14 protein-coding genes, 1 tRNA gene and 1 other RNA gene are annotated in these 13,365 nt (G+C 64.2%); 8 read left to right on the top strand and 8 right to left on the bottom strand.

Features of this window, described 5'->3' with window-relative positions; all coding sequences use genetic code 11:
* Nucleotides 1–95: 95 nt before the first annotated feature.
* The 3 genes from orn to def all read left to right on the top strand — a co-directional run bounded on the left by orn (nt 96) and on the right by def (nt 1,619).
* Entirely contained in the window at nt 96–728 is a 633-nt protein-coding gene (gene orn / locus NG698_RS09620) for an oligoribonuclease (RefSeq protein ID WP_082575783.1), read from the top strand.
* A gap of 129 nt (nt 729–857) precedes the next feature.
* Nucleotides 858–930 (top strand) — tRNA-His (locus tag NG698_RS09615).
* Between the two features lie 116 nt (nt 931–1,046).
* The gene (gene def / locus NG698_RS09610; protein ID WP_252599552.1) at nt 1,047–1,619 is read left to right on the top strand and encodes a peptide deformylase; all 573 of its coding nucleotides are present in this window, start codon (nt 1,047–1,049) and stop codon (nt 1,617–1,619) included.
* A gap of 9 nt (nt 1,620–1,628) precedes the next feature.
* Here def and NG698_RS09605 read toward each other — a convergent pair whose 3' ends face one another.
* The 4 genes from NG698_RS09605 to rnpB all read right to left on the bottom strand — a co-directional run bounded on the left by NG698_RS09605 (nt 1,629) and on the right by rnpB (nt 4,966).
* On the bottom strand, nt 1,629–2,426 hold the full coding sequence (locus NG698_RS09605) for an HNH endonuclease family protein (RefSeq protein ID WP_252609455.1): 798 nt from the start codon (nt 2,424–2,426) through the stop codon (nt 1,629–1,631).
* Between the two features lie 125 nt (nt 2,427–2,551).
* Nucleotides 2,552–2,755 carry a hypothetical protein gene (locus tag NG698_RS09600; RefSeq protein ID WP_252609453.1) on the bottom strand — a complete coding sequence of 68 codons (204 nt, stop codon included), beginning with the start codon at nt 2,753–2,755 and terminating at the stop codon, nt 2,552–2,554.
* 77 nt (nt 2,756–2,832) lie between these two features.
* Nucleotides 2,833–4,311: a glyceraldehyde-3-phosphate dehydrogenase gene (locus tag NG698_RS09595; RefSeq protein ID WP_308293026.1), complete on the bottom strand. Its 1,479-nt coding sequence runs from the start codon at nt 4,309–4,311 to the stop codon at nt 2,833–2,835.
* 268 nt (nt 4,312–4,579) lie between these two features.
* Nucleotides 4,580–4,966: RNase P RNA component class A (rnpB, locus tag NG698_RS09590), an RNA gene on the bottom strand.
* A gap of 56 nt (nt 4,967–5,022) precedes the next feature.
* On the opposite strand from rnpB, the gene NG698_RS09585 reads away from it, so the two are divergent.
* Nucleotides 5,023–5,787 (top strand): YaaA family protein, encoded by a 765-nt coding sequence (locus NG698_RS09585; protein ID WP_252601531.1) that lies wholly within the window; start codon nt 5,023–5,025, stop codon nt 5,785–5,787.
* Between the two features lie 60 nt (nt 5,788–5,847).
* On the opposite strand, the gene NG698_RS09580 is transcribed toward NG698_RS09585, so the two are convergent.
* Both NG698_RS09580 and NG698_RS09575 read right to left on the bottom strand, forming a co-directional pair.
* A complete protein-coding gene (locus NG698_RS09580) occupies nt 5,848–6,603 on the bottom strand; it encodes a zinc ribbon domain-containing protein (protein WP_252609452.1) in 756 nt (251 codons plus the stop codon).
* A gap of 127 nt (nt 6,604–6,730) precedes the next feature.
* Complete coding sequence (locus tag NG698_RS09575) at nt 6,731–7,654, bottom strand: Nif3-like dinuclear metal center hexameric protein (protein WP_252601535.1); 924 nt, start codon at nt 7,652–7,654, stop codon at nt 6,731–6,733.
* Between the two features lie 99 nt (nt 7,655–7,753).
* Here NG698_RS09575 and msrA point away from each other — a divergent pair, with 99 nt between their 5' ends.
* From msrA to epsC, 3 genes are all read left to right on the top strand, one after another.
* Nucleotides 7,754–8,278 (top strand): peptide-methionine (S)-S-oxide reductase MsrA, encoded by a 525-nt coding sequence (gene msrA / locus NG698_RS09570; RefSeq protein WP_252601537.1) that lies wholly within the window; start codon nt 7,754–7,756, stop codon nt 8,276–8,278.
* Between the two features lie 64 nt (nt 8,279–8,342).
* Nucleotides 8,343–9,278 (top strand): cysteine synthase A, encoded by a 936-nt coding sequence (gene cysK, locus NG698_RS09565; RefSeq protein WP_058932137.1) that lies wholly within the window; start codon nt 8,343–8,345, stop codon nt 9,276–9,278.
* 39 nt (nt 9,279–9,317) lie between these two features.
* Nucleotides 9,318–9,902 carry a serine O-acetyltransferase EpsC gene (gene epsC / locus NG698_RS09560; RefSeq protein ID WP_252601539.1) on the top strand — a complete coding sequence of 195 codons (585 nt, stop codon included), beginning with the start codon at nt 9,318–9,320 and terminating at the stop codon, nt 9,900–9,902.
* A gap of 16 nt (nt 9,903–9,918) precedes the next feature.
* Here the strand turns inward: epsC and NG698_RS09555 are convergent, their stop codons facing one another.
* Nucleotides 9,919–10,752: an oxidoreductase gene (locus NG698_RS09555; protein ID WP_252601540.1), complete on the bottom strand. Its 834-nt coding sequence runs from the start codon at nt 10,750–10,752 to the stop codon at nt 9,919–9,921.
* A gap of 125 nt (nt 10,753–10,877) precedes the next feature.
* Complete coding sequence (gene gnd, locus NG698_RS09550; RefSeq protein ID WP_104060870.1) at nt 10,878–12,314, bottom strand: NADP-dependent phosphogluconate dehydrogenase; 1,437 nt, start codon at nt 12,312–12,314, stop codon at nt 10,878–10,880.
* Nucleotides 12,315–12,486: 172 nt separating this feature from the next.
* On the opposite strand from gnd, the gene NG698_RS09545 reads away from it, so the two are divergent.
* The gene (locus tag NG698_RS09545) at nt 12,487–13,215 is read left to right on the top strand and encodes a FadR/GntR family transcriptional regulator (RefSeq protein WP_252601543.1); all 729 of its coding nucleotides are present in this window, start codon (nt 12,487–12,489) and stop codon (nt 13,213–13,215) included.
* Nucleotides 13,216–13,365: the final 150 nt, after the last annotated feature.

Here is a 13,365-nt window from a genome sequence, read left to right as displayed (position 1 = left end):
CGCGCAGACACCGCACAGCGGCAAAATCCTCGCCCCATGTACCCGAAATCCTAGCATCGGACGGTTGCGCCGGAGCTAAACGGTAGGCTGGTCCGGTGCCTATATCTAACGAACGCATCGTCTGGATCGACTGCGAAATGACCGGCCTGGACATCAAGAACGACGCCCTGATCGAGGTGGCGGCGCTGGTGACGGACTCAGAGCTCAACATTCTCGGCGACGGTGTGGACGTGGTGATCAAGCCTGAGGATGCGGCCCTCGCCCAGATGAACGACTTCGTGAGGGACATGCACACCCGGTCCGGGCTGCTCAAGGAACTGCCGCACGGCAAGACCATGGCCGAGGCCGAAGCCGCCGTGATGGAATACATCGAAAAGTGGGTGCCGGACCCGCGCAAGGCACCGCTGGGCGGCAATTCCGTGGGGACCGACCGCGTCTTCCTCTCCCGCGACATGCCGGCCGTTGTGGAGCACCTGCATTACCGCGTGATCGACGTGAGCACCATTAAGGAACTCTCCCGCCGCTGGTTCGCCCGGGCTTACTTCCAGTCCCCCGCCAAGAAGGGCGGCCACCGCGCCCTGGGTGACATCCAGGATTCCATCGACGAGCTCCGCTACTACCGCGAGGCGGTTTTCGTTCCGGCTCCGGGGCCTGACAGCGCCACGGCCCGTGAAGTCGCCCAGCGCATCACTGCCTCGCCGGGCACAGCAGGTATTCCGAAAGAGTAATCTGCGCCACGTTTGGCGGAAATTTTCGCAAAAAGCCCAAAAATGGCGCAAGCACCCTCAAACAGCAGGTAAGCTATTTGAGTTGCCTTTCCAGAGCACCGGACTACCGGGAAATCTGTGGGGCGCATGGTGGGCTTAGCTCAGTTGGCAGAGCGCCTGGTTGTGGTCCAGGAGGTCGCGGGTTCAACCCCCGTAGCTCACCCTCATAGGGCGGCAGTGAAAGCCGTCCATTTGGAGGCCGTACCGGATATCCGGTACGGCCTCCATTTTTTTGCATAACCGCCGGCGCCACGCCGCACGCACGAAGGGCCGCCTGACATGACAGTTCTGCCAATCACCGTCTGGGGTGAACCGGTGCTGCACCGCCGCGCCGCCGAGGTGGAGGTTTTCGACGACGAACTGCGCACCCTGATCGCGGACATGTTTGAAACCAACGAGGCCGCCAACGGCGTGGGCCTGGCGGCGCCGCAGGTCGGTGTGGGCAAAAGAATCTTTGTGTACAAGTACGCCAATGACGACGGCGCTCCGCCCATCGGGGTCCTGGTAAACCCGGTACTGACCCTGTCCAAGATCTCTGGCGCGCTGCCGGACCCCGAGGAAGAGGAAGAGGGCTGCCTCTCCTTCCCCGGCGGCGCATACCCGCTCAAGCGTGCGGAGTGGGCGCGGGTGGAAGGATTTGACGGCCATGGGCAGCCTGTGGAGTTCGAAGCGACCGGATGGTTCGCACGGGTCATCCAGCACGAATACGACCACCTCGACGGAAAGCTCTACGTCAACCGGCTGATTGACCGCTATGCACGGAAGGCCATGAAACTGGCCAAGAAGAGCGGCTGGGGTGTGCCCGGCCTGACCTGGATGCCCGGTGTGGATCCGGACCCGTTCGGCCACTGAGCCGACGCATTACCTCGCAGTAATGGTTCGCTGGTCCGGGCAGGAGTCCAGGACGCGCTTCATCGCATCCTTCTCCGGCTGCGTGACCCACAGTCCATAGGATGCCTTCACCGAGATCTGGCGGGCCACGTAATGGCAGCGGATGTTTTTGTTCTTCGGCAGCCAGGTGGCGGCGTCGCTTGCGCTCTTCTGCTGATTTGCAGGACCGTCCGCGGCGATGAGGTTTAACGGATCGTTGGCCAGGCTCTGGCGCTGCTGCGGGGTCAGCCCCTGTGCGCCTTTCTGCCACGCGTCACTGAGCGCCACGACGTGATCGATCTGGATTTCCTTGCTGCTTTCCGGGCCACGCCGGAACAACATGGCTTTGCCCGTGTACGGCTCATGGATGGACCCTGACACTACCTTGCATTTGGAACCCTCCGTGAAGCCCACAGCGGTGAGGTCCCTGCGGAGGATGTCATTGCGGGTGTCGCAGCCGTTCCGGTCCACGTCCAGCCAGGCCTGCCCGAAGGCCTCCCGCTGGTAATTGTCTTTGGGAGCCCGTCCCTTGACGGAAAGCCGCTCGAGGGCGGTCAGGGCACTCCCCTGCGGTACAGCGTGCACCGGGATCACGGGCTTCATCCAGGTCCCGTCGAAAACAGGCGCCTCGCGGGGCCCGGCGATTGCCGGTTCTGCCACAGCGAACTGGCCCGCGGTGAAAAACCACCCCGCGGAGCCCACTGCCGACACGGCCAGCACCGCCAGTAGAGCCCAGGCCTGCCTCGAGCGGCGGCGGGCACGGCGGTAGGCACGCCAGCTGACGGTCATGGGCAACCGGCTCTTCCTGAAATGTAATGCACCAGAAGAGCCTAGGCCACCCCACTGACACCCATGCGGTTATCCACAATGGGGAGGACGAGTGGCCCGGGACATCCGCCTACTGCTATGGCCGGCTACTGCTCCCGGACTACACGGCGCAGGTCTTCTTCGGCAACCTGAAGGAGCCCTTCGAGCTGGCGCACGCGGTCGTCGCCGACGTCGCCGGAAGCCCGGGACGCGCGGGCCTGCTCCAGGAGCCTGATGGCCTCTTTGTGGTTGGCCCTGGCGACGTCGAGGGCGTGTTCAAGGGTGGTCTCGTGGAGAGTTTCGTTATCCATGCCACCAGTGTGGTCCCGATTCCCGGCTGATTCCAGCGAACCAGCCGGGAATGTCCGGCAGCCAGCCCGCAAACGGCCTAGACGGCGATTGCGGCCAAGGCCGCAGCGGCCTCCTTGGCGGGGAACGCCTGCGGGTTGACACCGGCCATCTCTTCCATAACCCGGACTACCTGGCAGCTGTAGCCGAACTCGTTGTCGTACCAGACGTAAAGAATCAGGTTCTTGTCGTTGGAGATCGTGGCGAGGCCGTCAACGATGCCGGCACGGCGCGAGCCGACGAAGTCCGTGGAAACAACCTCAGGCGAATCGATGTAGTCAATCTGCTTGCGGAGGTCCGAATGCAGGGACATCTGACGCAGATAATCATTCACCTCATCCTTGGTGGTGCCGTTTTCCAGGCTGAGGTTCAGGATCGCCAGCGAGACGTCCGGCGTGGGGACCCGGATGGAACTGCCCGTGAGCTTGCCCAGCAGTTCGGGCAGGGCCTTCGCCACAGCGGTGGCCGCACCGGTTTCCGTGATGACCATGTTCAGCGCGGCGGAGCGGCCCCGGCGGTCGCCCTTGTGGAAGTTATCGATCAGGTTCTGGTCGTTGGTGAAGGAGTGGACCGTCTCCACGTGGCCGTGGATCACACCGAACTTGTCGTTGATGGCCTTCAGGACCGGGGTAATGGCATTGGTGGTGCAGGACGCCGCGGACACGATCTGGTCCGTGTCCTCGATGGTGCCGTGGTTAATGCCGTGCACGATGTTCTTCAGCGCGCCCTTACCCGGGGCAGTCAGGAGAACGCGGGCAACGCCCTTGCTCTGCAGGTGCTGGGACAGGCCCTCAGCGTCGCGCCAGCGGCCCGTGTTGTCCACCACCAGGGCGTTGTGGATGCCGTACGCGGTGTAGTCGATCGTGGCGGGGTTGTCCGAGTAGATGACCTGGACCTGCACACCGTTCGCGGTGATGGTGTTGGCGTCCTCGTCCACGCGGATGGTTCCCTCGAAGGAGCCGTGGACCGAGTCGCGGCGCAGAAGGCTGGCGCGCTTGGTGAGGTCCTTGTCCGAGCCGCGGCGCACCACGATGGCACGCAGGCGCAGGCCGTGGCCGCCGCCGGCCTTTTCGATGAGAAGGCGCGCCAGCAGGCGGCCGATCCGGCCAAAGCCGTAGAGCACAACGTCGGTGCTGGTGCGGTCATCGCCACCACGCCTGCCTACTACCTCGGCAAGCTCGGCGCGGAGGAACTCTTCCAGGGTGGCGCCGTCGCCTTCTGCCTTGAACTTCTCCGCGAGGCGGGCGACGTCGATGGCCGCCGCACCTAGCTCCAGCTGAGCCAGGATGTTCAGCAGCGGTGCGGTCTCTTCGAGCAGGAGCTCGGTGTTGCTCATGCGGCGGGCGAAACGGTGCGCCTTGAGGATGTTCATAGTGGACTTGTTGATCAGGCTGCGGCCGTGAATGCTGGTCACCACGTTGTTTTCGCGGTACAGCCGGCCAATCACCGGAATCATGGCCTCGGCGAGAGCCTCCCGGCCCATCCACGTATCAAGACAAGAATCTGACGTCTGGCTCACAGAACTACCTTCCTCGGTTCAGCCGCATACGTCGTCGTACGCGGTTGGCGGCCACCTGATGTTGTCCAGGGGCTCTGGCACCGGCAGGATGCGGTCCATCCCGGGTGCCGTGGAGAAGCGTAAAGAAAAGCCACCGGCTGCGAACGCAGACCCGGCGGCAGAACTTCTACGTTCGCTCTCTATTCTAGGCTGGAGCGACACCGCGGACCGCCGCAACCGGCGTGAAATCACTCACATGCGGGGCGCGTCGGTGCCCGGCGGGTGGTGTTGGATGGGTTGACCGATACGCCGGGTTCTGTGCTCCCGTGCCGTTACCAGCGCGGGAGTAGCGGCCATCCATCTACGGACGCCGTTGCCGACGCCCTCCAGCGGCCTACCCGGACACTCGGGCGGGCAGCCCTCAAACGTGTCCTGTCTGGCCTTGCTCCGGGTGGGGTTTACCTAGCCTTCCCGGTCACCCGGGAAGCTGGTGGTCTCTTACACCACCGTTTCACCCTTACCTGCTGAGCTTCCGTTGCCGGAAGACGCAGGCGGTCTGTTCTCTGTGGCACTGGCCTGCGGGTTACCCCGAGTGGGCGTTACCCACCACCCTGCCCTGCGGAGCCCGGACGTTCCTCGAGCCACTTGCGTGACGCGCGGCCGCCTGGTCAACCCATCCGCAGCCAGTCTACCGCCGGAAGGAGGCCCCTCAGTCGCCGGTAGGATCGTACGGTGCTGATTCTGCTTCCCCCCTCCGAAGGCAAGACCCCCGCAGTCCGCGGGTCCGCCGTCGACTGGCCGTCACTGAGTTTTCCTGAACTCAACACCTACCGGGCCAAGGTCCTGGAAGCGCTGGGGACGGTGAGTGCACATGAGGATGCCCTCGCGCTGCTCGGCGTCGGCGCATCACTGCAGGACGACGTCGAACGCAACACCCGGCTCCACGCCGAACCGGCGGCCCCTGCGCACCAGATTTATTCGGGCGTTCTGTACGACGCCCTCGGCTACAAAACGCTGACCCCGGCGCAGCGCCGGAAGGCCGATGGTTCGGTGCTCGTGATCTCGGCCCTGTGGGGTGCCATCCGCTTCGCCGATCGTGTGCCCGCCTACCGGCTGTCGATGGGAACGGCACTGCCCGACGTCGGCCGCCTCGCCTCGTTCTGGAAGCCGCAGCTTTCGGAAGCCCTCGCGGAGTCGGTGTCCGGGCATCTGCTCGTGGACTGCCGCTCCAGCACGTATGCCGTGGCATGGGCACCACCGCCGGCTCAGACGGTGGCCATCAACGTGTTCACCGAGGTCAACGGGGTGCGCAAGGTGGTCAGCCACTTCGCGAAACACACGCGCGGCGAGCTGGCACGGCACCTGCTTGCCCGCCGCGGCAACGCCCCGCAGACCCCGGTACAGCTGCTGAAGGCCGCGCGCGAGAAATGGGACGCGGAGTTGGTTGACGGTTCAGCGCGGAAACCGCACGCCCTGAACATCATCCTTCCCAACTAAGTAGCACTAACTGTCGTTTTGAACGTTCAAAACGACAGTTAGTGCTACTTACATGGGCTGCTAGGCAGTTGGGGCGGGGGTGTTCCACTCGGCGGAGCGCACGAGGATGGCGCCGGAGTCCGGGCAGAACACAATGTCGTCTTCGGCGGCGGCCTTGATTTCTGCGAGGTCTCCGGGGCTCAGCTTCATGCCGGAGGCTTCAGAGGTTCCGTGGAACAACCGGGCGGCGCCCACTCCCCGCTTAGCGAGCGTCTTTTCGTAAATAGCCAGCATCCCGGCGTCGAGTCCTGCAGCGAATTCGGCACGCTTGCCGCGGACAACGGTCGCTTCAGCGGCCACCTCGGCCAGGGCCTCATCGAGTTCGGCGCGGATGCCTCCGAACGAGCCCTGGACGTTGTCCACGATGAGCTGCTGGGCAGCCTGGCGCTCGCGCAGCGAATCCAGGCGTTCCAGGACTTCCAACTCCACGTCTTCAAGGTCGGACCGGCGCTTGTTGAGGGAGGCAATGTCCTTCTGCAGGGCCACGAGGTCCTTTGACAGCCCTGTTCCGCTGTTGAGCCGGGCTTCGTCGCGTTCGATGCGGGAGGCGACCTGTTCGACGTCGGCCTCGGCGCGCTTCAGCTCGGCCTCGGCGTCATGGACGGCCATCTTGGCGGAGCCGAGTTCACCGTTGGCGACGGAAAGGGCTGACTGCAGGTCCTCGATCCGAGGATCAGTTTCCAGGGCGCGACGGCGGTTGGAGAGGGACTTGAGCTTTGCGTCCAGCCCCTGCAGTTCGAGCAACTTCAACTGTTCCGCCGGTGCTGCCTTGGCCACTATTTACCTCCGCTAAATCCAATCCGGCCGAAGCCGGGCACCGTATCGGCGCTCTATAGACTCTAGCGCCTAGCGTGCTCCCCAGGCTCGACAGGTCCCCACCGGCTCCGGAGTTCGCACGCCAGGCTTAGCCCGGCGTCAGAATGAAGTCCCACGGATCGCTGTTGGTGGTACTTACCTGGATCTCGACGTCGTGGCCCTGATCGGCGAGCACATTGCCCAGTGCCGACGCAGCGGCGGGCAGCCAGAGCCATTCGCTGGCGAAGTGCGAAACGTCAATCAGGTACGGCCGGCCGTTCACTGCCGCTTCCCGGGCTTCGGACGCCGGATGGTGCCGGAGGTCGGCGGTGACATAGACGTCGGCGTTGTTGGCCCGCACTTCGTTAAACAGGGAATCCCCGGCCCCGCCGCAAACCGCAATACGCCGCACCAGCCCATCCTTATCCCCGGACACGCGGACTCCCCCGGCCACCGACGGCAGGATGCCGAACACCCTGGCTGCGAAATCGCCCAGGCTCATCACGTCCGCCAGATCACCCACGCGTCCGATGCCTTCCTCGGGCAGGCCGTTTGCGGCAACGGTCAGCGGGACAACGCCCTCCAGTCCCAGCGCATCAGCCAGGACGTCGGAAACGCCCCCGACGGCGGAATCACCGTTGGTGTGAACGGTCAGGAGAGCGGTGCCGGACTCGATGAGACGGTGGATGGCCTGCCCTTTGGCAGTGGTGGCGGCCACCGACGTGACGCCTTTGAGGAGCAAGGGGTGGTGGGTGATCAGGAGCTCGGCACCCCATTCCACGGCTTCCTCGATCACCGTGAGCGTGGGATCAACGGCGAACATCACCCTGGTAACGGGCGCTGAGGGGTGGCCGGCCACGAGCCCAACTTCGTCCCAGTTTTCGGCCAGGGACTCGGGCCAGAGTTCCTCGACCGCCAGCAGCACCTGGCCCAGCGTGGGAGCAGCTGGACCATCCGCTGCAGCGTCCTCCCCGGTAAGGGTGCCGTCGTCGTGCTTGTCCGCATCTGTAACGCCGGTGTTCACAGGTTCCATAGTCTCATTTTTACCCCATGGAGCCATCTGGCCCGCATGTGTCACAGTCTCGTAAGGTGGTCAGGGAATCATCCGGGGCACTCAACCATTGAAGAGGTCATGAAAACTTTTGTTCTTGGTGGAGGCTGCTTCTGGTGCCTTGACGCCGTTTACCAGATAACCAAAGGCGTCAGCTCGGTGGTTTCCGGCTATACGGGCGGCCACGACCCGTACCCCGACTACTACTCCGTCTGCGGCGGGACCACCGGCCATGCCGAAGTTGTGGCCGTCACCTTTGACGAGGCCGTCATTCCGGCCGAGGTCATCCTGGACATGTTCTTTGCCCTGCACGATCCCACCACGCTCAACCGCCAAGGGTACGACGTCGGCACCCAGTACCGCTCGTCCATGTTCTATGAGACCACCGAGGAGAAGATTCTCTTCGAGGAAGCCATCGAACGGAACCAGGCGCTGTGGTCGCACCCGATTGTGACCGAGGTCAGCCGGCTGCCGCGGTTCCATGCCGCGGAGGAGGTCCATCAGGACTACTACGCCAAGTATCCCGAGCAGGGCTACTGCCAGGTGATCATCAATCCCAAGCTCGCCAAGGCCAGGAAATATTACTCTGCATGGCTTAATGCTTAGCAGCGCCGCTCAGCCATCGTTAGGCTGACCTCAGCATTCACTCTTGAGAGATAGGCATATCTACATGGCACGGATCTATGACGATGTAACGCAGTTGGTCGGCGGCACTCCGCTGGTCCGCCTGAACCGGCTCACCGAGGGCCTGGGCGCCACTGTGGCCGTCAAGCTGGAGTTCTACAACCCGGCAAACAGCGTCAAGGATCGCATCGGCGTGGCCATCGTTGACGCCGCCGAGAAGTCCGGCGCCCTCAAGCCCGGCGGCACCATCGTTGAAGGCACTTCCGGCAACACCGGCATCGCCCTGGCCATGGTGGGCGCTGCCCGCGGCTACAAGGTCATCCTGACCATGCCGGAGACCATGTCCACCGAACGCCGCGTTATGCTGCGCGCGTTCGGTGCCGAAATTGTGCTGACCCCGGGTTCCGAGGGCATGCGCGGCGCCGTGGAAAAGGCCCAGGAAATCGTGGCCAACACGGAGAACTCCATCTGGGCCCAGCAGTTCGCCAACGAGGCCAACCCTGAGATCCACCGCACCACCACCGCCGAGGAAATCTGGTCCGACACCGACGGCAAGGTGGACATCTTCGTCGCCGGCATCGGCACCGGCGGAACCGTCACCGGCGTCGGCCAGGTCCTGAAGGAACGCAATCCTGACGTCCAGATTGTGGCCATCGAACCGAAGGACTCCGCCATCCTGAACGGCGGCGCTCCCGGGCCGCACAAGATCCAGGGCATCGGCGCCAACTTCATCCCGGAAATCCTGGACACCAACGTCTACGACGAAGTCCTGGACGCCACCCTGGAGGATTCCGTCCGCGTCGCCCGTGAACTTGGCGTCAAGGAAGGCATCCTCGGCGGCATCTCCTCCGGCGCCATCGTCTGGGGTGCCCTGGAACTTGCCAAGCGTCCGGAGAATGCCGGCAAGCTGATCGTGGCGGTTGTCTGCGACTTCGGTGAGCGTTACATCTCCACCGTGCTCTATGACGACATCCGCGGCTGATCAGTCCGTTGTCGCCCCGTTTCCTGTAGAAAGAACTTTGTGGGCTTTTTCGCAAGACTGAAGGAAGACCTCGACGCCGCCCGGTCACACGACCCGGCGGCTCGAGGTTCTTTTGAGAACTTTTTCGCCTATTCGGGGCTGCACGCCATCTGGATCCACCGGCTGACGCACCGTATGTGGCAAAGCCCGGGGCTGCGGTTCCCGGCGCGGCTGGTGTCGCAGCTGGGCCGCTTCCTGACCGGAATCGAGATCCATCCCGGCGCCACGATCGGCCGGCGCTTCTTCATCGACCACGGTATGGGTGTGGTCATCGGCGAGACCGCCGAAATCGGCGAAGACGTGATGATCTATCACGGCGTCACGTTGGGCGGCCGCTCCCTGGCCAAGGTCAAGCGCCACCCCACCATTGAGGACCGGGTCACCATCGGTGCCGGGGCCAAGATCCTGGGACCCATCACCATCGGCCGGGACAGCGCCGTGGGCGCCAACGCCGTGGTGGTCAAGGACGCGCCGCCGGAATCGATTGTCACCGGAGTGCCCGCCAAGTGGCGCCACCGCGATGCCCAGCGCGAAACCAAACCCGCAGTGGATCCGGCCGAGTACGACATCGAATACCGGATCTGATCCGTTACTGCAGCCTCTACCCGGCAACACGCTTCAGGACTGCCATGACCACCGCGTCATAGATCCGGTCCGGCAGGACGCGCCGCAGGCCCAGAATGGCTGCCGCTCCCCTGCCCACCGGATACCGGGTCCGGGGACGCGCAGCCGTGGCCGCGTGCAGTACAGCCGCAGCAATCACCGCTGGCTGCGTTGACGTCTCCGGCCTGTCCGTGGACGCCAGGACATCCGCCATGTGCTTTGCCTGGGCGGCGTACGGCCCCTCGCCGCTGCTGGCCAACAGCCCGTCAGCGGAAATCCGGCCCCATTCGCTGAGCGTACTTGCCGGTTCAATAACGGCGACGTCGATGCCGTGCGGCTTGAGTTCCAGCCGCAGCGCATCGCTCATGCCCTCAACGGCGAACTTCGTGGCGTGGTACCAGGCACCGAGGGGTTCGTAGAATTTTCCGCCGATGGACGAGATGTTGATGATCCTGCCCCGGCCCGCACTCCGCATGGCCGGCAGGACCAGCTGGGTCATCCTGGCAAGGCCAAAGACGTTCACTTCGAATTGGCGCCGGCCTTCGGCCAGGTCCACCTGTTCCAGCGCCCCGTAGGACCCGTAGCCGGCGTTGTTGACCAGAACGTCTATCCGCCCTCGTTCTTCCAGGACACGGCCGACGGCGGCACGCATCGAGTCGTCGTCCGTCACGTCCAGTGCCAGGACCTGGACGCCCAGCGCTTTCAGCGGCTCCATCCTGTCCACGCGGCGGGCGCCAGCGTAGACGATGAAGCCATGGCTGCTGAGCTTCTTCGCCGCCTCGAAGCCGATACCCGTGGAAGCTCCCGTAACAAATGCGACTGGCTTGGGCATTCTGACTCCTTGGTATGGACGGACACCGCGGCTGCTGCCGGAAACGCCAACGGCCGGCAGCTCCCAGAATATCCGGGAAGTGCCGGCCGCAGGGTTTGCAGCTTGATGCAATCAGAGCATGGGGATTAGTGCGTGTCCACTGCTTCGATTTCAGACTTGTCCTCGCCCCACAAGGTGTGGAACGTGCCCTCAGCGTCGACGCGGCCGTAGGTGTGCGCGCCGAAGAGGTCACGCTGGCCCTGGATCACTGCGGCCGGCAGTCGCTTGCGGCGCAGGCCGTCGTAGTAGGCCAGTGAAGAGGAGAAGACCGGCACGGGGATGCCGAGCTGGACGGCGGTGGAGACCACGCGGCGCCATGCCGGCAGGACCTCGGCGATGGCCTTGGTGAACGCCGGGGCGAACAGCAGGTTGGCCGGCTTGTCTTCGGCGGCGTAGGCGTTGGTGATTTCCTTGAGCAGCTCTGCACGGATGATGCAGCCGCCGCGCCACAGCGAAGCGATCTCGTCCAGCTTGAGGTCCCAGCCGTATTCCTTGGCTGCTGAAGTCAGCATGTCCAGGCCCTGGGCGTAGGAAACCAGCTTGGACGCGTACAGCGCCTGGCGGACGTCCTCAACAAAGGTGTCCGGAACGTCGACGGCGATTTCCTCACCGGCGAGGAGCTCCTGGGCGATCTTGCGCTGCTCGGACTGTGATGACAGGGCGCGGGCGAAGACCGACTCGGCGATGCCCGACGTCGGGGAACCAAGCTCCAGCGCGGAGATGACTGTCCAGCGTCCGGTGCCCTTCTGGCCTGCGGCATCCACCACAACGTCGACGAACGGCTTGCCGGTGCGGGTGTCAACGTGGCCCAGGACCTCGGCGGAGATTTCGATCAGGAAGGAGGCGAGTTCGCCCTTGTTCCATTCTTCGAAGATCTTGGCCTGGTCTGCGGGTTCGATGCCGGCGCCGGAGCGGAGGAGGTCGAAGGCTTCGCCGATGACCTGCATGTCGGCGTATTCGATGCCGTTGTGGACCATCTTGACGAAGTGGCCGGCCCCGTCGGTGCCGATCCAGGCGCAGCAGGGCTTGCCGTCGACGTGCGCGGAGATCTTTTCGAGCAGCGGGCCGAGGGCGTCGTAGGACTCCTTGGAACCACCGGGCATGATGGACGGGCCGTTCAGGGCACCTTCCTCACCGCCGGAGACGCCGATGCCGACGAAGTGCAGGTCCTTCTTCGCCAGCGCGGCTTCGCGGCGGCGGGTGTCCTCGTAGTGGGAGTTTCCGGCGTCGATGATGATGTCGCCGGCTTCCAGGAGGGGTTCAAGCTGCTCGATGACCGAGTCAACCGGCTTGCCGGCCTTGACCATGATCAGGACGCGGCGGGGCTTCTCCAGCGAGTCAACAAGTTCCTGCAGCGTTTCGGTGCGGACAAAGTCGCCGTCCGTGCCGTGCTTTTCGAGCAGCGCGTCGGTCTTTTCGACGGACCTGTTGTGCAGGGCAACGGTGAAGCCGTTGCGGGCCAGGTTGCGGGCCAGGTTAGCGCCCATCACCGCAAGGCCGGTGACACCGATGTGTGCAGACATCAAAACTCCAATTTCGTTGTGCAATGGATGTGCAGATGGCTCCGCGTTCGCTGCGAAGCATGCTGTCACGAACCGATGGATCCTAATAAAGCATATATATTCAATCGGCATGAGGGAAGCGGTGCCCACTTTGTGGAACGGGGCCAGTCAATCCCAGTTTAGGCTTGAGTCCATGTCGACCAGCCTGCACCACCGTGCCATTGAGAACCTTGGCACCCGGATCATCACGGGCGAGCTGCCCACCGGACACATCATGCTGGCCGAGCATCTTGAGGAAGAACTGCAGGTTTCGCGTTCCGTGGTCCGCGAGGCTGTGCGGGTCCTTCAGTCCCTGGGCCTCGTGGAAACCACCAAGCGGGTGGGGATCCGCGTGCTGCCGCCGAGCCGCTGGAACCCCTTCGATTCCCAGGTCATCCGCTGGCGGCTGTCCAGCGACGCCCGCGGCGCCCAGCTGCGGTCACTGATCGAACTGCGCTCCGCCGTCGAGCCCGCAGCTGCCGAGCTGGCCGCGAACAATGCCCCGGCACAGCTCCGGCGTGAGCTGGTGGACATTGCCCATGCCCTGCGCGACGCCGGCCACTCCGGGGACGCGCAGAAGTTCCTGGAGCTGGACATCGCCTTTCACTCGGTCCTGCTTTCCGGATCGGGGAACGAAATGTTCGCCAACCTGATGGGGCAGGTGGCGGAGACCCTGACGGGGCGCACGGTCCACGGACTAATGCCGGACCACCCCCATGAGGGGGCGCTGCAGTGGCACGTCGATCTCGCCGAAGCGGTTGCCGCCGGGGACGCCGCCACGGCCCGGGCCGCTTCTGAACAGATCATGCGCCGCACCACATCCCGGCTGTCCGGAACGTGGACGGACCAGCCCCGGGTGTTCCTTCCCGTCCGCCGGAGCTGACAACGCCCAGAACCAGCCAGAACCAGGGCGTCCTTTATCGTGCTATTCCGGTTGGAAGTTGAGGAGTACTTTTCCTGATGTGGCGGAGTTCCTGGCTGTTTCGAAGGCTTCCAGGCCTTGGCTGAGGGGGTATTCGTGGGTGATGACGGG

Source organism: Pseudarthrobacter raffinosi, assembly GCF_023913735.1.
GTDB lineage: Bacteria > Actinomycetota > Actinomycetes > Actinomycetales > Micrococcaceae > Arthrobacter > Arthrobacter raffinosi.
This window is presented reverse-complemented; position numbering and strand designations above follow the sequence as displayed.